This window comes from Mongoliitalea sp. (assembly GCF_054166905.1).
The window spans coordinates 195,971-218,408 of record NZ_JBSZCK010000011.1; the positions used below are offsets into that span (position 1 = coordinate 195,971).

The following is a 22,438-nucleotide window of genomic DNA, read 5'->3' on the forward strand; positions in this document are numbered from 1 at the left end:
TTCATCTAAATTTCAAGGCAAATTCACCATATTCATTGGAAATTTTACTTAGTTAAACCAATAACCCAAATACCTTATGCAAAAATTTACAAGAAGTACGTGGCGTATAGTTTCCTTGCTATTCGTCATAGTTTCCTTGAGTGCAGCCCAGGTTATCGCTCAGACTACTACCATTTCTGGTACAGTGACTGAAGAAAGAACCAAAGAGACACTCGTTGGAGTTAACATCGTAGTAAAGGGCCGTGTGGTAGGTACGATCACCGACCTCAATGGTAAATTTAACCTACGTGTTAATCAAGCTCCCCCATTCACCTTGGTATTCTCCATGGTAGGCTTCTCCAGTAAAGAAGTGGAAATCACCTCTGAGAACATCACCAATCTTAATGTCACCCTAGCAGAATCTTCCATCTTAGGCCAAGAAGTGGTGGTTTCTGCATCAAGGGTAGAAGAAAATGTGCTTAAGTCTCCAGTGACAGTCGAGCGAATGGATATCATCTCCATTCGAGAGGCTCCACAAGCCAGTTTCTATGATGGTTTGAAAAATTTGAAAGGTGTAGAAATGTCTACACAGTCTCTAACCTTCCAGTCATTCAACACCAGAGGGTTCAATGCAAATGGTAACGTACGTACCGTACAAATGATTGATGGTATGGATAACCAAGCTCCAGGTTTGAACTTCTCTGTTGGTAATATTGCTGGTATTTCCGAGTTGGATTTAGAATCTGTAGAATTGCTTCCAGGTGCAGCATCTGCATTATATGGACCTAATGCTTTGAACGGTATCTTATTAATGAACAGTAAGAACCCATTCCAGTATCAAGGTTTCTCAGCTCAAGTGAAAACAGGTATCATGGATCAGGGAGATCGCTCCAATCCAACTACTGGTTTTTATGATTTTGCAGCCCGTTACGCAACTGCTTTCAATGATAAGTTAGCTTTAAAAGTAAATGTTAACTATTTAAGAGCCGATGACTGGCAGGCAAATGACTTTAGAGATCAATCATTATTGAATGGTTCTACCATTGAAGGCGGTACAAGAGAAAACAACCCAGGTTTTAATGGTGTAAACATTTACGGAGATGAGACGAATGTCAACATGTTTAGTGTGGCGCAGACGCTTGTAAATAACGGTCTGTTACCACAACAAGCATTGGCTTTGGTTCCTCAGACCTTCGTTTCCAGAACAGGTTACTTGGAAAGAGATCTGGCAGATTACAATACCCAATCCTTGAAACTGAATGCTGCCTTACACTACCGAATCAACGATAATGTAGAGGCAATCCTTCAAGGGAATTTCGGTACCGGTACCACCGTATATACAGGTGCTGACAGGTACTCCATTACAGGCTTTAGCATAGGTCAATACAAAGCAGAACTTAAAGGCTCCAATTGGTTTTTAAGAGCGTATACTACGCAAGAAAGATCCGGAGATTCTTATGCAATTGGTATTGCTGGCCAAGGAATCAATGAAGCTTGGAAACCAAGTCAACAGTGGTTTGGTGAATACGTAGGTGCGTTTGTGCAAGGAAGAGGCGCTGGCTTAACAGAAGCTCAAGCTCATAATGCAGCTCGGGGATTTGCAGACCAAGGTAGATTTATGCCTGGCACGCCACAATTCAACCAAGCTTTAGCAGATGTAACCTCTAGACCAATCCCAGGCAATGCACAAGGTGTAGGTGCTCGATTTGTTGACAAAACCAATCTTTACCATTTAGAAGGTTCTTATGCTTTCGAAAACTTCAAATTTGCAGATGTAGTGGTAGGTGCCAACTATCGTTTGTTTGAATTAAACTCTGAGAGAACACTATTCGCAACGGATGATGCTGGTAACGAATTTACCATTCAAGAATTCGGCGGTTATGCCCAAGCAGCCAAATCATTACTAAACGAAAACTTAAGAATAACAGCATCCCTTCGTTACGACAAAAACGAAAACTTTGAAGGTCAGTGGTCTCCAAGAGTTGCGGCTGTTTACACAGCAGGTAAGCATAACTTCAGGGCTTCTTATCAGACAGGTTTCCGTATCCCAACGACACAAGATCAATACATTGACTTATTAACGCCACAGGCACGTTTGATCGGTGGTCTTCCCCTGTTGAGACAGCGCTATAACTTCGCAAATAATCCAGTTTATTCATTGGCTAATGTTACTGCTTTTGGAAATGCCGTATTGGCTGATACACAACCAACTTCTCCGGTATTCCAAGCAAGTATTCAGCAGGCAACGCAGCAGGCTACTGCAATCGTCATGCAGCAGGTTCAGGCTGGTTTAATCCCACCTGACCAAGCGCCAGCTGCTATTGCTGCATTAGTTCCTCAAATTGCTGCACAATTGGTCCCTGGCAACGCAGCAGCTGCCAATCAGGGTTTGAGAGAAGAGTTTGAATTAACTGATTTCAGACCTGAAGTAGTACGTTCTTATGAGATTGGTTACAAAAGTTTGTTGGCTAAGAACAAATTGTTGATTGATGGTTATTTCTACTATAACAGATTCGAAAACTTTATCGGTGGACAGGTATTGATTCAAGATGCTAACTTCAATCCTCAAAATCCTGCATCTGCTCTTGGCTTGAACTTATTATCAGCCAATACCAGAAACGTATTCTCCATGCCTGTAAATAGAAAAGAAATCATCCAGTCCTATGGATGGGCATTAGGTGCTGATTATCAGTTACCAAAAGGATATACGATTGGTGGTAATATTTCCTCGGATGTGTTGGCAAATATCGAAGACTTGGATGGCTTCCAACCTGCATTCAACGCGCCGAGATATAGAACCAATTTTACCTTTGGAAATAGAAATATTAACAATAAAAATATTGGATTTAATATTGCCTACAGATGGCAGGATGAGTTTGTATGGCAGTCTTCTTTCGTAGGACCTGCTGTATCAAGTCAGCAACTTTCTGTAATGCCAGCATTTGGTACTTTAGATGCTCAAGTGAGCTACAAGATCAAATCAATGAAGTCCATTGTGAAATTAGGCGGTCAAAACCTATTTAACAGTTCAGGATATCGTCAGGCTTGGGGTAACCCAACTGTGGGTACCATGTACTTTGTATCCATCACATTTGATGAATTCTTGAATTAAGAAATATAGGCTCCGATTAAAAAGCCATTTACATGAAAAATACCCCCAAAAAGTTAGCTGCTTCTTGGGGGTATTTTTTTTGAAATCAGAGTTCCGATTGATATGCTATGTTGACACAAGTGATGCATTTAATTTTTCTTAGTTAAATTCCGCGTTGTTTGCATAGATATTTCGGGGTCCCATGTTTTTCCACCTTCCTTGCCATTTACCAAAACGGTTTCTCTATTGGTTACTTCAAGTTCTCCTGTAAAAGGTGTTGACTTTTGCAACTTTAAATAAAGATAGATTCTTTTATCTTTTGGTATATCATATCACCAAAACTTAAATACTAGATATTCATTCTGATCACTATCCTCCACTCCATCAATCCGAATGACTTTTTGATCATTTAGAAATCCCTCTCCTATTAATTGGTCCATAATTACATTGATTTACCAAGATTACAAATTTTAATCTATTTTTACTTGAGTGAATAAATTACCAATTCCCACTTAAAACTCCTGACAACTATGCTTCATCCTTCGGAAATCAGTTACCATGGTAGAATTTCAACAAATCAAGAATACTGGCATGAACGTATCAGGCAGACGAACATAAGCACCCTTGATAAAATATCAGGAGAAAAAAAACCAGCACTTTTAGGTTTCTGCTCAGATACAGGAGTCCACAGAAATCAAGGGAGGATTGGAGCAAAAAGTGGACCTGACGCCATTCGTCAAGCGCTTGGTCCCCTTGCCTATCATGCTCGATTTGACCAAATCCAAGACTTCGGAAATTATTGGGATCATAATGGGAATTTAGAGGAAGGTCATGATGAACTTTATGGACATATCCGTTCCTTACTAGAGAATAATTACTTTCCTGTGATTTTTGGGGGAGGTCACGATTTGGCTTATCCACACGGGAGAGCTGTCATTGACCATTGTTTGGTAAAAAATGAAAAGGTTGGCATCATTAATTTGGATGCTCATTTGGACTTACGCACTTTAGCAAACGGCCTAGGTCATTCTGGCTCTCCCTTCTTCCAATTGGCAGAAGCTTATGGTAAAGACTTTCATTATTGCTGCTTGGGAATGCAAACTGCTTCTAATCCAATCACATTACTTGCTTATGCTAAAAAAATAGGTGCACATCTTATTGATATCATGGATTTTCAGCTCGAAAACTGGAATCGAATCCAAGATCACTTGGAACATTTTTGTTTTGATAAAAATAAACTCTATTTGAGCATTGATTTAGATGGTTTTTCATCGGCTTATGCACCAGGCGTAAGTGCGCCCTCTCCACTTGGTTTCACTCCTGTCCTTGCAATGAAAGTAATTGATTGGGTACTAGCAAGTAAAAAAATGATTTCTATGGATCTCGTGGAATTAAACCCCACGTTTGATCAAGACAATTGTACTGCCAAATTAGCCGCTCGATTGGTAGAATATATCATCCGTAAAATATAACAAAGCCCTGACGATAATCATCTTTGAACGTGACCTTGGTCAACAGCTATCTCAATCTTAATATCTACTTTTAAGTATTGAAAATGAACACATTGATATACTTAACAGAGGATACCCAGTGAATGGGTTTAAGTAGGTTGATTGAATTTTTTTCATAGGGAAGACCCCAAGTTTTTGACTTGGGGTCTTTTAATATTCACTTATAAAATATCATCGATGTACTCCCGGAAAGGATGGAGTTTTTCAGAATCGGGAGATAACTCCGTAATTAGAATATCTACTGCATTCAAATCACAGGTTTTGTACCGTTGAACAGAAAACAACTTATTGGATACAGTAAGCAACACCAGTTTTTTGGTAGCGGCGATCATTGCACGCTTCACTTGCACCACCTCCCAGTCAAACTCAGTTAGCCCACTACTTGGATCCAAATAACCGGTACCTAAGAAACAAAGATCTACCTTGATTTGGGAAAGCACATTAGTCACCATCCCTCCTACTGCAAATTTGGCTTCGTGCAACAATTTCCCTCCTAAAAAAATAACCTCCACATTCGGAAAATTCATCAACTCTGATGCAACCTGTAAACTCGGTGTAAACACGGTTAAGGGAATTTTTCTAGGGAAAAACTTCACTACTTCCAAGTTTGTGGTACCTCCACTCATCAAGATTACTTGATCTTCTTTCAGGAGCTTGACAGCTTTGGCGGCAATTTGCTGTTTTTCATTTTGCAAATAGATGGGTTCATCTAAATTAGGGGTAAGAAAACTTCGGGAAATAGCACCTCCATGAACCTTCCTTAATTTTTTCAACTGATCTAATTCCTTCACATCTCTTCGCACGGTGTCTATAGACACATCCAGCTGTTCGGAAAGATCTGTTAACAAAACGCGATTATGGAGATGAACTTGCTCCATAATCAGCCGCTGTCGTTCTTCTTTTAACATGTTTTGGGACTAAGCATTAAATAGACCTGACAAAATTCTTCAATGAATTGTCGACAGAGCCATACAATTTCAATAAATGAGTTGCCTCTAGTGCTGTAATATGCAATTCATTCATTAAAATATCAACTCCTCGATTAAAAAGCTTTTCATTTGCTAGTTTCATGTGCACCATTTTATTGTCTTTGACCCTTCCAATCTTTATCATCAGGCTGGTGCTAATCATATTCAGTATCATTTTTTGAGATGTACCGCTTTTCATTCGTGTGCTTCCTGTGACGACCTCAGGCCCCACAATAACTTCGATGGGAAATTCAGCTGCCGCAGCCAAGGGTGTATCAGGGTTATTGGTGATACAGGCTGTTAAACAACCAAAATCTCTTGCTTTTTTTATAGCTCCGATAACATAGGGCGTATATCCTGAAGCTGCAATTCCAATAACTGTATCGGATTCCCGAATAGACATTGCTTCTAAAGTCCTCCAAGCAGCAGTAGTATCATCCTCTGCGTTCTCCACAGATGTTTGAATTGCTGTAGTTCCTCCTGCAATAATACCAACAACCCTATCAGCTTCCATGCCATAGGTTGGAGGAATCTCTGAAGCATCTAAAATCCCCAGTCTACCACTCGTTCCCGCTCCTATGTAGATGAGTCGCCCACCTCGTTCAAATCTAGGTATCAATTTTTCCAAGAACACTTCAATCTGAGGCAGAACAGTAGTAACTGCATCTGCTACCTTTCTATCCTCTTGATTGATGCTTGAAAGCAGCTCCTTCAAACTCATCTGCTCTAAGTTGGAATAATAAGAACTTTGTTCGGTTATTTTCTTCATGGATATAGGAGTTTTGTACGCAAATGAAAAATTAACAAAAACAGCAAAAAACAGCAAATAAAAAGACGTTTATTTTTATAAATTAACTTAATAATTCTATCGGACAGTATTTTTGCATTTTTTTCTTGCATTAATGTGCAGTTTTTACTTTTTTTAACAAACAAATACATAAACCAAAAAACCTTAACATTCCTTTCACTAAACTAAATCAGCATGAAAAGACACTTACTTGCAGTGATGTTGCTGTTTTTGGGGTTTACCTCCCAAGGTTTTGCCCAAATAGCAATAACAGGTACGGTGGTAGCCTCAGACAATCAAGAGGAACTCCCCGGAGTAAACGTGGTCTTGAGAGGCACCAACAGGGTGGTGGTAACCGACATCAATGGACGGTTCAGCATCACGGTCCCATCTCAGGAAAGTATTTTACAATTTTCCTTCATTGGTTTCAAATCCAGAGAACTAAGAGTAGGCAATCAAACAGACATCACGGTTAGTTTAGATCCCTCTACCGAAGCTTTAAATGAAGTAGTAGTTACGGCATTCGGTATCGAACGCGAGCGAAAATCCTTGGGTTATGCCGTGCAGGAAGTAGATCGCAAATTAATTACTGAAACTAATCAGCCTAACTTAGTGAATGCACTCAGAGGGCAGATTGCAGGGGTAAATATTACCAGTAGCTCCGGAGCTCCAGGTGCTGGTACAAATATCATCATCCGCGGTATAAACTCTCTAAACCCCAATGCTGATAACCAACCATTGTTTGTTATAGACGGAATTCCAATTTCAAACGAAACAAATATTACTGGCGGAAGAGGTGGTTCTAACTTTACAAATACCAATAGAGCTGCTGACATCAACCCGGATGATGTAGAATCTATCAGCATTTTGAAGGGTCCTGCTGCATCTGTTCTTTATGGTCTAAGAGCAGCCAATGGAGCTGTAATTATCACCACAAAGTCAGGCAAAGCAGGAAAAACCACCTTCAACTACCGTACAAGTGCCAGTATAGATCAGGTAGGCCGTACCCCGCCAATGCAGCAACGCTATTTAAGAGGTTTTAACGGTCTTTTCAACCCAAATGATTACAGGGCAGATGGTCCTCCAATTCCAGCTGGTACACCGGTTTTCAACCAATGGGATGAAACCTTTAATACAGGCAACACTTTCCAAAACAACTTTTCCTTTTCAGGAGGAAATGACAATGCTACATTTTTTGGATCCTTGGGCAGGTTGGATCAAACAGGTATTCTCCCTAATTCCAAATTTGACAGAACCAATATAAGAATCGCAGGTTCGCTCAAAGCTTCTGATAAAATCACCATCAATGGTTCTGCTACCTTTATTAATTCCAATGGTGTCAATCCACGAATGGGCGTGGGTGGCGCTGGGGTGATTTCTTATGCAGCTAGATATGCTCCTGAAATTAATATCAGTGACTTCATCAACCCTGATGGTTCACAAATCAGATATTCGCCAATCTTGGACAACCCTCTTTACTTCGCTCAGAATGCATTTCAAGAAGAAAGTGTCAATCGTATTTTAGGAAATATAGGAGCTACCTACATTATCAATGATTGGCTAACAGCAAATTACCAGGTAGGTATAGATCAATATACAGACAAGCGATTTATTCTAACCTCTCCTACTACCTTGATTGGGGCAGGATCCAATGGAAGTATATCTGAGCAGGTTGTAGGTTATCAGGAAATCAACTCTAATTTCTTATTGACTGCCAACAGGAGCTTAACAGATGATATTAATATGACGGTTACCGTAGGTAATCAGGTGACGGCCATCAACACCACAAACATTACCGCCAGTGGTTCTAATTTTGTGATTCCTGATTTTTGGTCCATCAATAACTTGAGCCAATATCAGGCAAGATCTTTTCCCACTAGCCGATCAATAATCGGTGTATTTGCTGATGCAAAGTTTGACTACAAACAAACCCTCTTTTTGAATCTTACTGGAAGAAATGACTGGTCCTCTACCCTACCGGTGGAAAACAGATCATTCTTTTACCCTTCTGTCAATATGTCCTACATCTTCACGGAAACACTTAATTTAAATTCATCCCGAATCTTAAGCTATGGTAAAATCAGAGGTTCATTTGCAGAGGTTGGTAAGGATGCTGCTCCCTTTTTGATCGGTAACTACTACAGCACCATGGTTCCTTTTAGAGGGGTGGTAGGTGTTGTAAGAGACAATATCATCGGTGCTAATGACCTGAGACCTGAGAGAACCAGAGGTTGGGAAATCGGTTTGGATGTAGGACTCTTCAAAAATAGGTTACGATTAGATGCGGTGTATGCCATCCAAAGCTCCTTTGACCAGATTATCCCGATTCCTGTATCAAGAGCAACAGGCTTTACAAACTTCGTCACCAATGCCGGTGAAATGCGCAACAATATTTGGGAATTAACGGCAAATATTACAGTAGTTGAAAACAATAACTTCTCTTGGAACTCCACACTCAATTGGTCGAGATTGAGAGGAAAGGTGATTTCACTCCCAGAAGGTTTGGAACAAATCACATTTCAGCCGGAATCACCATGGGTTAAACAACGGGTGACAGTTGGTGGAGCACCAGGTGATTGGTACGGATGGCCTCTTAGCCGTGTGGAAGATCCAAATTCCCCCTTCTTTGGACAATTGGTAATCGTCAATGGATATCCTGATGTAAATAATAACTGGAGAGGAGTTCCTTTAGCAGAAGATAGCTTCATAGGAAACGCATTCCCAGACTGGGAAGGTGGTTGGAACAACTCCATACGATACAAAAACCTGGAACTTTCCTTCCTGTTTACATTCAGAAAAGGCGGATATGTCTTTGATATCAATAGAAGAATGCGCTTTGGACAGGCGGGTGGTGAGGCGCCAACAGGTGCAGAGACAGAGCTTCGCAATAGATTAGTAGTATTTAATGGTGTTCGAAATACGGGAACCATTGAAAACCCTAACTGGGTTCCAAATGATCAACCTGTTCCAATTGGTGTGAGCACCCTTTACGGGAATGCTTTTAGATACAGATTGGCTTCCGAATTCAATGGATTCCAAGAGGCTAGCTGGTTAAGACTTCAAAATGTGGCTTTGAATTATACGCTTCCTGCTCGATTGATCAGTAGAACGCCATTTACTTCCATAACTGCTACGGTAACTGGAAACAACCTATGGTTGACTACTCCTTTTGTCGGATTTGACCCTGAGCAAAGTGCCTACGGCCCAGGAAGTAACGTGTTTGGATACGTAGGTACCAATGTACCTGCCACACGAAGTGTGTTCTTTGGCTTCAACTTTAATTTCTAATCCGTCATGAAAAGATTATTCAGAAATATAAGTCTCGCAGTAGTAGCAATGTTTACAGTTACTTCTTGCGAAAATATGTTAGATGTAAATGTGGATCCTGGGAGAATTTCAGCTGAGCAGGTAACCGTTCAGAATTTACTACCTGCTGCTATTCGATTTACAGCGAGTGCACAATTTGGTGCAGCACAATTTGGATCTCAGTATCCGCAATATTTAGGCGGACAAGCCATCAGTCAATACACTCCATATGGTTTTGACCAATTGTGGAGACCCCTGTACACAGATGCATTGCCGAGTTTACAGGAAATCATCACAAGATCCGAAGCACAAGGTGCCTTTAATTATAGTGGTATTGCTAAGGTACTTTTGGCGATGAATATGCTGACAGCCTCAGCAATTTATGGTGACTTGCCTTATACACAAGCCAATCAAGGCCCTGCTATTCTCAACCCTTGTTATGATCCTATGCAGGAACTGTATGAAATACACATTCCACAATTGATCAATTCTGCGATTGAGGATCTGCAAAGACCACTGCCTAATTTGCCTACCCTGAGAACTGTAAGAAATGACTATATCTACAATGGTAATTTAGAAAATTGGAGAAGAGCAGCTTTTGCATTAAGGGCACGCTATAATCTTCAAATGTCCGTAAAAAACCAAACATTATTAGCTGCTGCGGCTGCGGACGTTGACCAAGCATTTACCGGACCTACGCAGGATCTTGACCTTGTCTACGAGGCAAATATTCAAAATCCATGGTGGAGTTTCTTGGGCAATCCAGTCAATAAAACACAGCAACCTTCTTCTTATATTACCAATATGATGAACGGTACTGCTCAATATGCTGGTTTGGTAGATCCAAGGCTTCCATTATTCATGAGTTCAACTAATCCTGACCAATTTATTGGAGTTGTACCAGGAAGATTAGTGGGTGATGACCCGGCTGTTAATGTAAACTTAACCGCTAATACTTGGCACAGCAGAAACATCGCTCCTCTTCAAATGCTCACGTACGCAGAAGCACAATTTATCAAAGCAGAAGCCCTATTCAGCACAAATAGAGCTGCAGCCTATGATGCCTACCTTAATGGAATCAGAGGAAGTATGACCAAACATGGGGTTGGTATGGAGGCTATGAATGCTTATATCAACGACCCTCAAATCTCTAAAGGTTCGGCTAATTTGGAACTGAAAGACATCATGCTTCAAAAATACATTGCCTTGTTTTTGCAAATCGAAACATGGAATGACATGAGAAGGTATCAGTATGACACCAATGTATATCCTGGTCTTGCCAAGCCTGTGATCAATCAGATCCCTGGTGAACCTTGGATTCAGCGTTCTAATATTGCTGATGATGAACCAGGAACTAATACCTGTATCCCAGTAATCCCTAATCAGGGAATCAAATTATGGTTGTTTGACAATTAAAATTAATCGGCTATGAAAAAGTTAAAAATATATGTTAGCAGCTTATTGATTGCATTTGGACTAGGCTCCATGTACGCTTGCGACGTGGCTCCAACGGATGCCTTGATGGAAATTATCCGTGAGGATTTGGGCTACATCCCAGTGATCGCAAATTTTACCTTGGCCAGTCCAACAGCCTCCGCGACAGCACCTATTGCAGGTACTAACTGTACCTTTGATCTGAGGTTTTGGTCTGAAGGAGAAATCGAACGCATTCAGTTTTGGGTAAAAGTTGGAACTGCAGACCCGGTCATGGTAGAAGAGAGACCTTATACTCCTGCTTTCTCCAATATCACAAAAACAGATTCTCTATTGCTAAACTACACTATTCCAGCTTCTGTTCCTGTCGGAACAGTACTGGGTATGGAAGCTAGGGTAACTAATAGAAATGTTCCAAATTTCCCAGTTACCAGAACTGTAAATGTGACTGTGAGGTAATGACAAAACGAAGATCATTTCTTAAAAAATTGGCCATTTCAGGAGTTGGACTTAGTCTGACATCCAAAGGAATGGCCAATTCCTTTACAGAAGCGGACTTTTCATTTCTTCACCTAACTGATGCCCATGTACGCAGAAAGCGGAAAGGAGACCTTGGATTTGAGGCCTGTGTGAACAAGGTCAATAGCCTGCGCCCCTCTCCTGCTTTTGTCCTGTATGGAGGTGATCAAGTGTTTGATGGTATGTACACTGAAAAGGAAGAGTATCTAGATCAATTGCAAGTATTCTCGGCTATTTCAAACAAACTTTCCATGCCGGCTTATCACTGCATCGGAAACCACGATATCTTTGGAAGAAGCAGTAGGAGAAAAACCAACCCTGAGGATCCCGACATAGGAAAAAAACTGTATATGGATACTTTTGGAATGGACCAAAGTTATTATTCATTCAATCATCAAGGTTGGCACTTTATCATCATGGACTCTTTACTAGAAGTTGAGGCTGACCATGGTCCAAGCCAAACACATGCCTTCGGTAAAGAGCAACTGGAGTGGTTACGCTTTGATTTGGGAAAACACCACGGCATGCCCACAGTCATCGTAACCCATATAGCGGCCTTCAACAATATCGGTCAAATCAATGCCAGTCCTGAATTATTGGCCATGAATCATATGGTGGTATCGGATACCAAAGAATTCAGGGAAATCATTGAAAGGCATACTGTCAAAGCTGTACTCCAAGGACATAGCCATATACCGGAAGATTATCGCTTCAATGATATTTGGTACATCACCAGCCAATCAGTAAGTGCTGCATGGTGGGGTGGTAATTGGAAAGGATATCAACCTGGATTTACTGTATTTCAAGTTAACGGTGATGAATTAACTTGGAAACGTCTGTCTTTTGAGTGGGAAGCTTACTTGGAGCCTGAAGACAACTTAGAGCGCGAACGAATTCAAGACTATGAAAACTTCTTGGAAGATCAACGTCGCTTAAGAAAAGAAGAAATCGGCCGATAAAAGGGCCGATTTTCCTTTTATCTTTGATACCAAAATCCTGCATTTATGAAAAATAAACACTACATACTTCTTGGATTCCTGTTTTTTACTTACCAAACCCTCGTTGGGCAAACCTTTCGGATATTCGAAAAACCCATCATTTTCAATGAAGAACGGGAACGATTATCCTTGGAGTACTTAGAGAAAAGACATGGAATCATCCAAGATAAGGCAATTATCCAACCAAAAATGGTGGTAGTGCACTGGACTGCTGTTCCTACATTAGAAGCTACCTTTGATGTTTTTAATCCAGTGCAGTTGGGCGGAAGACCTGAACTCACTACTGCCAGCAATTTGAATGTTTCAGCTCAATTTTTGGTAGATCGGGATGGAGTTATTTTCAGATTACTTCCAGATACCACTTTTGCCAGGCATACGATTGGGTTGAATTATATGGCGATCGGGATTGAAAATATTGGTGGTCCAGATGCTCCTCTGACCAAAGCACAGGTCAAAGCCAATGCGGCATTAATCAAGTATTTACATAAAAAATACTCCCTTGAATATGTTATTGGGCATCATGAATACTATGCATTTCAAGGCAGTGAATTATGGAAGGAAACCGATCCTGATTACTTAACTCAAAAAGTAGATCCCGGAGATCGATTTATGAAAAAATTACGTAAGAAGCTCCAACCTTACAACTTCAAAAGTATACCCTAATTTAGCTACTCTATCGGATGAAAAACCGTCAGCTTACAGCCAGACTCTTTTATTGGCTAATCTTATTACTCTTTGTTCAGGCTTGTAAAACTTCACAAGCCCCAACTACGCAACCTTCGAGACCTGTTGGTCCTCAAGGGCAGCCACAGACGCAAACACCCCTTCCTCCCAAAACTGTGACACCTCCTCAGCCTAGAGAGTTTTATAGACAATTGCCTATATCCATTTCTGAAAGTCCGCGCGAAATGCGGGCCGTATGGATTGCTACGGTTGCTAATATTGATTGGCCAACCTCCTCCACCGCTTCCTTTGCTGTTCAAAAAGAAGAATTCATTAAGCTATTGGATTATTACAAATCGCTTAATTTCAACACTGTAATCGTTCAAATCAGAACTTCTGGTGATGCCTTTTATCCTTCTCGCTTAGCTCCATGGTCCCGCTATCTGACAGGCAAGGAAGGCCAAAAACCGAATACAACGGAAGACCCACTATCATGGATGATTCTGGAAGCGCATAACAGAGGATTGGAATTTCATGCTTGGTTAAATCCTTACCGAGCCACCATGAATTTGGATACAAAATTATTGAGTCCTGAACACGACTTTTTTAAGCATAAAGATTGGATGATCAAATACGACACCAAGTACTATTATGATCCGGGAAGACCGGAAGTGCGTGCGCATTTGACAGAGGTCATTCGGGAAGTAGTCAAAAATTACAACATAGATGCCATTCACTTCGATGATTACTTCTATCCGTATCAGGTTCCGAGATTAAAATTTGAAGATCAAGCAAGTTTTAAAAAATATGGCCAAAAAGGCCAAAAACTGGAAGACTGGAGACGAGAAAATGTCAATATACTGATCCGGGATATCAGCCAAATGATCAAGCAGGAAAAACCATGGGTTCAATTTGGTATCAGCCCATTTGGGGTTTGGAGAAATAAGGACAAAGATCCCAAAGGTTCCAATACCCGTGCTGGTCAGACCAACTATGACGAATTATTTGCTGATGTCTTGCTTTGGATGAAAAACGGCTGGATTGATTACTTAATCCCGCAATTATATTGGAGCATGGATTACAGTTTGGCTTCCCACAGAATCTTAGTAGACTGGTGGAATGAAAACCATTACAATACACATATTTATGTAGGCAATGGTCCCTACAAAATTAGAGACAATGCAGATAAGGCATGGGAAAACCCTATGGAAGTTCCCAATCAACTCGCTTATTCACGATTGGCAACCAATATTCAGGGAAATGCCTTTTTCTCAGCAAAGTCTATGTACACCAAAAATCGGGATGTAGCCGAACTCATCAAGCGAAATCACTACCAAAGACCTACATTACCCGCAGCTCCTTTATCCGCTAAATCTACCAGTACCCAGCCCAATAAAGTTCAAATGGTTCCTCATGGTGATGGCTTTGCCTTTGAATTCCCCGAAATGCTAGGGCCTGATATTCGCTTTGCAATTATCCAAACCGCTGCAAATTTATCAGACCTAGAAAACCATACAGAGCGTGTAGAATGGAGAAAAATCCATGTGGATATGACCAATAGAAAAACCATTCCTGTACTCGGTTCAGTGCATTCAAAATATGTTTCTCTAAGCTTCATTGACAGATTTGGCAAGGAAAGTAAACCGATGGTGTTTGAGCTAAACCCTGTAACCCCTTAAGACTATGAAAGACATGCTCGTACGGTTATTGGAACTGCCTGATATTCGTGACTCGGAGGAAAAGCTTCAGGCCAAGGGAGTAGTTTTCAGAAGACCTATTCCACCTGAAAAATCTTTTGTGGTAGATTGGGTATTTGATCACTTTGGGCAATACTGGAAAAATGAGGTTGAAACAGCTTTTTCTTTCCTTCCGGTAAACTGCTTCATCGCACAGCAGGGAAATGAAATTCTTGGATTCGCATGTTTTGAAACTTCTTCCAAAAACTTCTTTGGCCCCACAGGAACCAAAGAATCCGAACGGGGAAAAGGAATCGGAAAGGTTCTTTTAATCAAAAGCTTGGAAGCCATGCGAGAAATGGGCTACACTTATGCCATTATTGGAGGTGTGGGTCCCGCAGCATTTTATGAAAGTACCGTTGGTGCACAATTGATTCCTGGCTCGGAAGTCAGTATCTACCAGCATTTGATCCGTAAAAAATCATGAAAACCCAACAAACCCGAAATAACCCTTGGTACTGGGTACCACCCTTGTACATGACCGAAGGATTACCTTACGTGATCATCATTGTGGTATCTGTGATTATGTACAAAAACCTTGGAATTGATAACGCTGATATCGGACTTTATACGAGTTTACTGTATTTGCCATGGGTAATCAAACCATTTTGGTCACCTATAGTAGATCTTTATTCCACCAAACGCAAATGGTTTTTGGGAATGCAGTTGGTGTTAGCAGCCTGTTTTTTGGGTGTGGGCTTAGCGATTCCTACCAATCAGTTTTTTGTCATCAGTTTGGCTTTCTTTTGGATGGGCGCCTTTGCTTCGGCTACCAATGATATCGCATCAGATGGATTTTACCTTTTAGCGCTCAAAGAAGACCAACAATCCTTTTTTATCGGGTTGAGAAGTACTTTTTATCGGGTTGCATCCGTCACAGGACAAGGGTTAATTGTAGTCTTGGCGGGTTACTTGGAAACGCACTACGGAGATAATTCAAAGGCTTGGTCAATTACCATGTTATTGGTGGCAGGCTTGATTTTCTTGCTAACACTCATCAACTTTTTGACTACACCCAATGTAGAAAAGCAAGTAGGTTATCAAAAGCAGGAATCACTAACATTCTTGGAGGTTTTTGCCAGTTTTTTCCAAAAAAAGGAAATTGGGCTAGCATTGGCATTTATTCTCTTATACCGCTTGGGCGAATCCCAATTAGTCAAGATGGTTTCCCCTTTTCTATTGGATGGCAGAGAAGTAGGTGGACTAGCTATGAGCACTTCAGATGTTGGATGGATTTATGGAACCTTTGGGGTTATAGCACTGACCTTGGGAGGAATTATCGGGGGAATTGTCATTTCCAGAGATGGTCTAAAAAAATGGATACTTCCCATGATTTTGGCCTTGAATGTTCCCAACACATTCTACTATATACTAGCATTCGCACAGCCGGAATCCATGTTTTATGCCGGCGCAGTAGTCGTCATTGAGCAATTAGGGTATGGATTTGGCTTTGCAGCTTTTATGATGTATTTGATCTATGTTTCAGATGGACCTGCCAAAACTTCCCATTATGCCATCGCCACAGGTTTTATGGCTTTGGGAATGATGCTCCCAGGAATGGCCTCGGGTTACATTCAGGAGTGGTTGGGCTATGAGCATTTTTTCCTATGGGTAGTGATTTCTGCTATTCCGGGGATTTACTTGGTTAAATACATTCGAATACCAGCTGATTTTGGTAAAAAGCAGGCATTGAAGGAATAAAATACAAAACTTACACATGCATTTACTTGAAAAAATAGGGCAGTTATTCACCCCTGCTGCCTACATACACGATACCGAAGAAAACATACAAGCCATGGAAAGGCTCATCCAAACACATGGCATTGGTGGAATTACTTTTTTCCATAGCAGACATTCCGCAGCTGCTAATTTTGAGCAGCGGCAGGAAAAATTGAGCTATGAATACACCTTAGAAAAATTGATAGCCTTGATTAACCGCTATCAAAGCGTCTCAAAAATACCCCTGCTCATCAGTATTGATGCAGAGTTTGGACTGGCTATGCGGATTGAGGACACTCCCCACTATCCTTTTGCCATCGCTATGGGAGCGCTGTCCTTGGATAAGCTTGCTTGGCTGAAAGAGTATGGAGAACGTATGGGCAGGGACTTAAAGGCCTGCGGAATTCACTTAAACTTTGCACCCGTCGCTGATATCAATACCAATGCCAACAATCCAGTCATCGGATACCGTTCTTTTGGAGCTGATCGAGAAAAAGTGAGTGCTTTTGCCTTGGCAACATATCAGGGAATGAAAAAAGCAGGTATTACAGCCTGCTACAAACACTTCCCCGGACATGGAGATACCGCAGTGGATTCCCATTTGGGACTTCCAGTCATTCACAAAAGCAAAGAAGAGCTAAAGAGAGAAGAACTACTTCCCTTTGCTGATGGAATCCAGGCGGGTGTGGAAATGATCATGGTTGGTCACTTGGCTGTTCCTGCTCTTACACAAGGAAAAAACACTCCAGCTACCATCTCCAAGGAAATCATTACCGGTCTCTTAAGGGGAGAAATGGGATTTGATGGCATCATCGTTTCTGATGCATTGAATATGAAGGCGGTCGCCGACATGTTTTCGGAACCCGGTCGATTGGAATTGGAGGCATTTGCAGCCGGTACAGATTTATTGTGCTTCTCAGAAAACATTGCCGAAGGTATTCAACTGATAGCCAAGCATGGGGATGTGGATCAAATCGAACGAAGTTTTCAACGCATACAGTCTTTGAAGCAATCCTTGGGAATCACCAAGGAAGAAACTGTCACTGTTCCTAACTTTGAGTTTGATACTATCAGGCAATTCAACAAAACCTTGGCGGGAAGTTACACACAACTTATTCACCAACGAGACGAATTAGGAAGGCAACTCGCCAATGTGGGTTTAAGCATAGGATCGCCGAAAATAAACAGGTTTGTTTCAGGTGCTAATTTTCCTGTTTATAAATCTGTTGAAGTACTTATACCCAAGCTGAACAAGGAATCGATCATTGCAGTGGCACTTTTTGTTCCCTCAGCAAAGCCAGTGAATCATTTTGGTTTGGACTTATCTGCATTGGAACATCTTAGTCAACTGGGTGAAACATATCCCGTGGATTTGTATGTATTTGGGAATCCCTTAGCGATTCCACATATCCGGGCTTGGGAAAATTTCCGATCAATTACCGTTGCCTATCATGATTTTGAAGTCAATCAAGAGATTATCTTGGAGAAGTTGGAGGGATAAAGAACGAAACAAGCTATCCCGTTTCTAATTTTCTCTTAATTTTGCGCCTTGAGTTTTACACAATCCTCTTTCAAATGTCATTAGCTACAAAATATACACCTGAAGCCGTTGAGGCAAAATGGTATCAATACTGGATGGAGCACAAATTTTTCTCCTCCCAAGTGGATCACAGTAAAGAAGCATACACTATCGTCATTCCTCCTCCAAATGTCACGGGGGTATTGCACATGGGACATATGCTCAACAATACCATTCAGGATGTATTGGTCCGTAAGGCCCGTATGGAAGGCAAAAACGCCTGCTGGGTACCTGGAACTGACCATGCCTCTATTGCAACAGAAGCAAAAGTAGTAGCCATGCTCAAAGACATGGGAATTGATAAAAAATCCCTATCCAGAGAAGACTTCTTGAAATATGCTTGGGAATGGAAAGAGAAGTATGGAGGCATTATCCTGGAGCAATTGAAAAAACTGGGGGCTTCCTGCGATTGGGATAGAACCAAGTTCACCATGGATGTTGACCTGAGCGATGCAGTCCTTTCCGTATTTGTGGACCTTCACAAAAAAGGAAAGATCTATCGAGGTATCCGCATGGTCAATTGGGACCCTCAAGGTAAAACTGCCCTTTCGGATGATGAAGTAATCATGAAGGAGATACAGTCCAAACTGTACTACATCCGCTATCAAATCGAAGGAACGGAGGATTTCTTGACTATTGCTACTACACGACCAGAAACCATCATGGCGGACGTAGCGATCTGTATTAATCCAAATGACCCGAGGTTTACTCATCTGAAAGGAAAAAAAGCCATTATCCCATTGATCAACCGAGCCATCCCAATTATTGAAGATGACTATGTGGATATGGAATTCGGTACCGGCTGTCTGAAAGTAACCCCTGCCCACGATGTGAATGATTATGAGCTGGGTATTAAACATAAATTGGAGGTAATCGACATTCTGAATGACGATGGAACCTTGAATGCAAAAGCCCAGATTTTGGTAGGTGAAGACCGATTCATTGCTCGTAAAAAAATCGGCAAACTCTTGGATGAAGCTGGTCAGTTGGACAAAATCGAGGAGTATAAGTCCAATGTAGGACACTCTGAGCGAACCAATGCCGTGGTAGAACCGAAGCTATCTTTGCAGTGGTTTTTGAAGATGGAAGACATCACCAAGCCTGCTTTGAGCTCAGTGATGGATGACATTATCCAATTGCATCCACCGAAGTTTAAAAACATGTACCGTTCTTGGATGGAAAATGTGCGTGATTGGTGTATCTCCCGTCAATTGTGGTGGGGCCATCAGATTCCAGCCTACTATCTACCTAACGGGGAATATGTAGTTGCCAAAACCAAGGAAGAAGCTTTGGCGCAAGCAAATGCTCAGTTTGAAGCTAGCTACAGCCTAGAAGATCTGATCCAAGACGAAGATGTATTGGACACTTGGTTTTCCTCTTGGTTATGGCCAATATCTGTCTTTGATTCAGAGGTCTTCACCTCGGGCAAGCCCAATGAAGATTTAAAATACTACTATCCTACCAATGACTTGGTGACAGCGCCTGAGATTCTATTCTTCTGGGTTGCCCGAATGATCATTGCAGGCTATGAATACCTAGGTGAAAAGCCTTTTAAAAATGTGTACCTCACGGGAATTGTACGGGATAAATTGGGTAGAAAAATGTCCAAGTCTTTAGGTAATTCCCCTGATCCATTGGAATTGATTCAGAACTATGGCGCGGATGGAGTACGTGTAGGAATGCTATTCTCCTCTCCTGCCGGAAATGACCTTCCATTCGATGAGAAACTGGTGGAGCAAGGTAGAAACTTTGCGAACAAAATCTGGAATGCTTACCGATTGGTTCAAGGTTGGGAAATCGATCCTTCATTGAGTGGAGAAGCTAACCTAGCCTCTATTACGTGGTTTGAAAATCGCTTCAATCAGGCTTTAGCCGAGATTGAAGATCATTTCAACAAGTTCAGAATTTCTGATGCTTTGATGGCAACCTATAAGCTGATTTGGGATGATTTCTGTTCTTGGTATTTGGAGATGATTAAGCCTGCCTATCAGGCACCGATTGATCCTGCAACGCATGCAAAGACTATCGAGTTTTTCGAACATATCCTAAAGGTCTTGCATCCATTTATGCCTTTCTTGACAGAGGAACTTTGGCATCAAATCAAGGAGCGTTTGGTAGAAGATTCCCTGATCGTGGCTACTTGGCCAAGACCTGCGAGTTTCAATGAATTAACTATTACCGAAGCATCCCAAATATTCGAGGTTGTTTCCCAAATCAGAAACATCCGAGCTTCCAAAGGGATCTCTCCAAAAGAGGCATTTGACCTCACCATCAAAACTGAACAAGCGGAGTTATACCATCGATTTGAAGCGGTCTTGAAGAAGTTGGCCAATCTGAACTCGGTATCTTTTGGCTCCTCCTTGGAAAATGCCGTCAGCTTTGTTGTTAAGGCTGATGAATGCTTTATTCCGATGGCAGGTCAGGTTAATGTGGAAGAAGAACGTGAAAACATCACTAAGGAGTTAGCGTACACGAAAGGATTCCTTCAGTCTGTCATCAAAAAACTAAGTAATGAGCGCTTTGTAGCTGGAGCCCCTGAAGCGGTAGTTGCCAATGAAAAGAAAAAACAGGCAGACGCAGAGGCGAAGATAAAGGCTTTGGAGGAGGCGTTGAGTAAGTTGTCCTGAGGGATATTAATGGATATTAGTAGATGTTGATTGATATTGGATATTAATGGATATTAGAATTGACTGATAGACCTGATTTGGTGGAGAAGTTGAAAAAAATGAACTAAGGTAGGTTATATAGTCCTCTTGAATCTATGGGTAGACACCTTAAGGGGCGTTAGCCCCGATATCTTCGTAGCGTAAATTAAACTCGATATCAATACAAGCGACTATCGGTGAAGTCTTGACTACGTCGTAAGGCATATGATTAGCCAATTGTTGTAGCATATTTAAAATGACAAGACCATTAACTATATTATTCAAGTTGACTGCGGAACTCTTATCTTGTTAAATTAATAACATAGAAAGTATGACAGCAGTACAAGATAAATTTACATGGAACGTACAGTTGACAGGTTACGATTTTAGTCAAGCTGACCAAAAAGGACAGATAGAATATAATGATTTCATTAACGAGTTTGAGAAATTTCCATGGATGGAGCAACTTGATAGTTTTCAAAAAATTCAATCAGGCTGTTCTCCGACAATGTCCGTTAAAGACTTGAAATCTGGTAAAGACTTTTGGGTTTCAATGGGTGGTGATAGAAATAGCTATGGGTATTTAGTCGGCTACATTTATCCAAAAGAAAAAAAAGGATTTTTCGGACTAGGAAACCCTAAAACCATTAGATGGCTTGAGATTTACCTGACTGAAGACAAGAATTTAGTGAAGGATTGTTTCAAACTCTTCTTTGACCGCAACCATGACCAACTTGAAAATAAGATTAGAAAGCTTGAAGAACATGGACAAATGGAATCTAGAGACTTGGCAGAATAAATAATAAAAACATCCTAAATAGCACCTAAGAAAAATTGAAAGGTTAGTGGTTTCCGAAAGCTTGGTTTTTCATGTCCACATTTGTCGTAAACTAACAGCGAAAAGCTTTGAAAAGCCCCATGTCTATTAGCCTCTGACCGTCTAACGATTAGCCATTATATTTCAGAACTCCCGCCCCTTAAGAGACTAACAATGCTTGATTTTTCTACGAAGAATGCAGGACTATCGCCCCTAAAGGAAATTCGCATAAATTAAAAGAATCTGATTTCGATTGAAAATTAGATTCAATAAAACAAATAAGTGTCAGGGGCAAAGTTACTATGATTTAAAATGCAAACATAGGGCCAGTAGGCCCAGTATCTTCGAGGCATAGATAATACACGATATCAGCAGAGGTGTGTGGCGCTGAGGTTTGAGAAAGGCATATAGGCTCGGAGAAATTGTAAAGGATACGTCAGATTAAACGATCTTGTCCTTTACTTTTTCTTTTTTGGGAAGATGGGGTGAAATCTTTAACTTGTCATTATTCAAGGTAAATACGATGGAATCAAAAGATATTCGCTGGATTCACCGATTAAGTAATTATAAAAAGGCTTTAGCTAAACTTGATGAAGCAGTTTCGAGGATTAAAGAAGACTACCATACCAGTGATGACGGAAGTATAGCCAAAGACTCATTTTTAGACCATATTTAAAAAGGAGGAC

The 22,438-nt window shown here is 41.0% G+C and carries 16 protein-coding genes; 14 read left to right on the plus strand and 2 right to left on the minus strand.

The annotated features are described in order from the left end of the window. Nucleotides 1–76: 76 nt before the first annotated feature. Both ACXIUD_RS03000 and hutG read left to right on the plus strand, forming a co-directional pair. Nucleotides 77–3,091 (plus strand): carboxypeptidase-like regulatory domain-containing protein, encoded by a 3,015-nt coding sequence (locus ACXIUD_RS03000; protein ID WP_458051131.1) that lies wholly within the window; start codon nt 77–79, stop codon nt 3,089–3,091. Between the two features lie 509 nt (nt 3,092–3,600). Then, nucleotides 3,601–4,542: a formimidoylglutamase gene (hutG, locus tag ACXIUD_RS03005; protein ID WP_458051132.1), complete on the plus strand. Its 942-nt coding sequence runs from the start codon at nt 3,601–3,603 to the stop codon at nt 4,540–4,542. A gap of 200 nt (nt 4,543–4,742) precedes the next feature. Here the strand turns inward: hutG and ACXIUD_RS03010 are convergent, their stop codons facing one another. Continuing rightward, complete coding sequence (locus ACXIUD_RS03010; RefSeq protein ID WP_458051133.1) at nt 4,743–5,489, minus strand: DeoR/GlpR family DNA-binding transcription regulator; 747 nt, start codon at nt 5,487–5,489, stop codon at nt 4,743–4,745. 16 nt (nt 5,490–5,505) lie between these two features. Continuing rightward, nucleotides 5,506–6,318 (minus strand): N-acetylmuramic acid 6-phosphate etherase, encoded by an 813-nt coding sequence (gene murQ / locus ACXIUD_RS03015; RefSeq protein ID WP_458051134.1) that lies wholly within the window; start codon nt 6,316–6,318, stop codon nt 5,506–5,508. 213 nt (nt 6,319–6,531) lie between these two features. Between murQ and ACXIUD_RS03020 the strand changes: the two genes are divergently transcribed. The 12 genes from ACXIUD_RS03020 (at nt 6,532) to ACXIUD_RS03075 (ending at nt 22,428) form a co-directional block, all read left to right on the plus strand. Further along, nucleotides 6,532–9,624: a SusC/RagA family TonB-linked outer membrane protein gene (locus ACXIUD_RS03020; protein ID WP_458051135.1), complete on the plus strand. Its 3,093-nt coding sequence runs from the start codon at nt 6,532–6,534 to the stop codon at nt 9,622–9,624. Nucleotides 9,625–9,630: 6 nt separating this feature from the next. Continuing rightward, nucleotides 9,631–11,058: a SusD/RagB family nutrient-binding outer membrane lipoprotein gene (locus ACXIUD_RS03025; RefSeq protein WP_458051136.1), complete on the plus strand. Its 1,428-nt coding sequence runs from the start codon at nt 9,631–9,633 to the stop codon at nt 11,056–11,058. 12 nt (nt 11,059–11,070) lie between these two features. Further along, nucleotides 11,071–11,535, plus strand: a complete 465-nt coding sequence (locus ACXIUD_RS03030) for a hypothetical protein (protein WP_458051137.1) — start codon at nt 11,071–11,073, stop codon at nt 11,533–11,535. Beyond that, nucleotides 11,535–12,554, plus strand: coding sequence for a metallophosphoesterase family protein (locus tag ACXIUD_RS03035; RefSeq protein ID WP_458051138.1), 1,020 nt, complete (start codon nt 11,535–11,537; stop codon nt 12,552–12,554). The genes ACXIUD_RS03030 and ACXIUD_RS03035 overlap by 1 nt, the downstream gene beginning before the upstream one ends. 45 nt (nt 12,555–12,599) lie before the next feature. Next, the gene (locus ACXIUD_RS03040) at nt 12,600–13,256 is read left to right on the plus strand and encodes an N-acetylmuramoyl-L-alanine amidase (protein ID WP_458051139.1); all 657 of its coding nucleotides are present in this window, start codon (nt 12,600–12,602) and stop codon (nt 13,254–13,256) included. Nucleotides 13,257–13,273: 17 nt separating this feature from the next. Further along, complete coding sequence (locus tag ACXIUD_RS03045; RefSeq protein WP_458051140.1) at nt 13,274–14,935, plus strand: glycoside hydrolase family 10 protein; 1,662 nt, start codon at nt 13,274–13,276, stop codon at nt 14,933–14,935. A gap of 4 nt (nt 14,936–14,939) precedes the next feature. Then, on the plus strand, nt 14,940–15,419 hold the full coding sequence (locus ACXIUD_RS03050; RefSeq protein WP_458051141.1) for a GNAT family N-acetyltransferase: 480 nt from the start codon (nt 14,940–14,942) through the stop codon (nt 15,417–15,419). Beyond that, nucleotides 15,416–16,693, plus strand: a complete 1,278-nt coding sequence (locus tag ACXIUD_RS03055) for an MFS transporter (RefSeq protein ID WP_458051142.1) — start codon at nt 15,416–15,418, stop codon at nt 16,691–16,693. The genes ACXIUD_RS03050 and ACXIUD_RS03055 overlap by 4 nt, the downstream gene beginning before the upstream one ends. A gap of 16 nt (nt 16,694–16,709) precedes the next feature. Next, entirely contained in the window at nt 16,710–18,212 is a 1,503-nt protein-coding gene (locus ACXIUD_RS03060) for a glycoside hydrolase family 3 protein (RefSeq protein ID WP_458051143.1), read from the plus strand. Between the two features lie 74 nt (nt 18,213–18,286). Continuing rightward, complete coding sequence (locus ACXIUD_RS03065; protein ID WP_458051144.1) at nt 18,287–20,917, plus strand: valine--tRNA ligase; 2,631 nt, start codon at nt 18,287–18,289, stop codon at nt 20,915–20,917. 349 nt (nt 20,918–21,266) lie between these two features. Continuing rightward, entirely contained in the window at nt 21,267–21,734 is a 468-nt protein-coding gene (locus ACXIUD_RS03070) for a hypothetical protein (protein ID WP_458051145.1), read from the plus strand. A 541-nt stretch (nt 21,735–22,275) separates the two neighbouring features. Continuing rightward, the gene (locus ACXIUD_RS03075; protein WP_458051146.1) at nt 22,276–22,428 is read left to right on the plus strand and encodes a hypothetical protein; all 153 of its coding nucleotides are present in this window, start codon (nt 22,276–22,278) and stop codon (nt 22,426–22,428) included. Nucleotides 22,429–22,438: the final 10 nt, after the last annotated feature.

What these genes read in the sequence shown, in the direction of transcription:
- ACXIUD_RS03065 (WP_458051144.1), top strand. Translation starts at nt 18,287, where the DNA reads ATGTCATTAGCTACAAAATATACACCTGAAGCCGTTGAGGCAAAATGG.
- ACXIUD_RS03070 (WP_458051145.1), top strand. Translation starts at nt 21,267, where the DNA reads ATGACAGCAGTACAAGATAAATTTACATGGAACGTACAGTTGACAGGT.
- ACXIUD_RS03075 (WP_458051146.1), top strand. Translation starts at nt 22,276, where the DNA reads ATGGAATCAAAAGATATTCGCTGGATTCACCGATTAAGTAATTATAAA.
- ACXIUD_RS03020 (WP_458051135.1), top strand. Translation starts at nt 6,532, where the DNA reads ATGAAAAGACACTTACTTGCAGTGATGTTGCTGTTTTTGGGGTTTACC.
- ACXIUD_RS03000 (WP_458051131.1), top strand. Translation starts at nt 77, where the DNA reads ATGCAAAAATTTACAAGAAGTACGTGGCGTATAGTTTCCTTGCTATTC.
- ACXIUD_RS03035 (WP_458051138.1), top strand. Translation starts at nt 11,535, where the DNA reads ATGACAAAACGAAGATCATTTCTTAAAAAATTGGCCATTTCAGGAGTT.
- ACXIUD_RS03050 (WP_458051141.1), top strand. Translation starts at nt 14,940, where the DNA reads ATGAAAGACATGCTCGTACGGTTATTGGAACTGCCTGATATTCGTGAC.
- ACXIUD_RS03010 (WP_458051133.1), bottom strand. Translation starts at nt 5,489, where the DNA reads ATGTTAAAAGAAGAACGACAGCGGCTGATTATGGAGCAAGTTCATCTC.
- ACXIUD_RS03025 (WP_458051136.1), top strand. Translation starts at nt 9,631, where the DNA reads ATGAAAAGATTATTCAGAAATATAAGTCTCGCAGTAGTAGCAATGTTT.
- ACXIUD_RS03045 (WP_458051140.1), top strand. Translation starts at nt 13,274, where the DNA reads ATGAAAAACCGTCAGCTTACAGCCAGACTCTTTTATTGGCTAATCTTA.
- murQ (WP_458051134.1), bottom strand. Translation starts at nt 6,318, where the DNA reads ATGAAGAAAATAACCGAACAAAGTTCTTATTATTCCAACTTAGAGCAG.
- ACXIUD_RS03060 (WP_458051143.1), top strand. Translation starts at nt 16,710, where the DNA reads ATGCATTTACTTGAAAAAATAGGGCAGTTATTCACCCCTGCTGCCTAC.
- ACXIUD_RS03030 (WP_458051137.1), top strand. Translation starts at nt 11,071, where the DNA reads ATGAAAAAGTTAAAAATATATGTTAGCAGCTTATTGATTGCATTTGGA.
- hutG (WP_458051132.1), top strand. Translation starts at nt 3,601, where the DNA reads ATGCTTCATCCTTCGGAAATCAGTTACCATGGTAGAATTTCAACAAAT.
- ACXIUD_RS03055 (WP_458051142.1), top strand. Translation starts at nt 15,416, where the DNA reads ATGAAAACCCAACAAACCCGAAATAACCCTTGGTACTGGGTACCACCC.
- ACXIUD_RS03040 (WP_458051139.1), top strand. Translation starts at nt 12,600, where the DNA reads ATGAAAAATAAACACTACATACTTCTTGGATTCCTGTTTTTTACTTAC.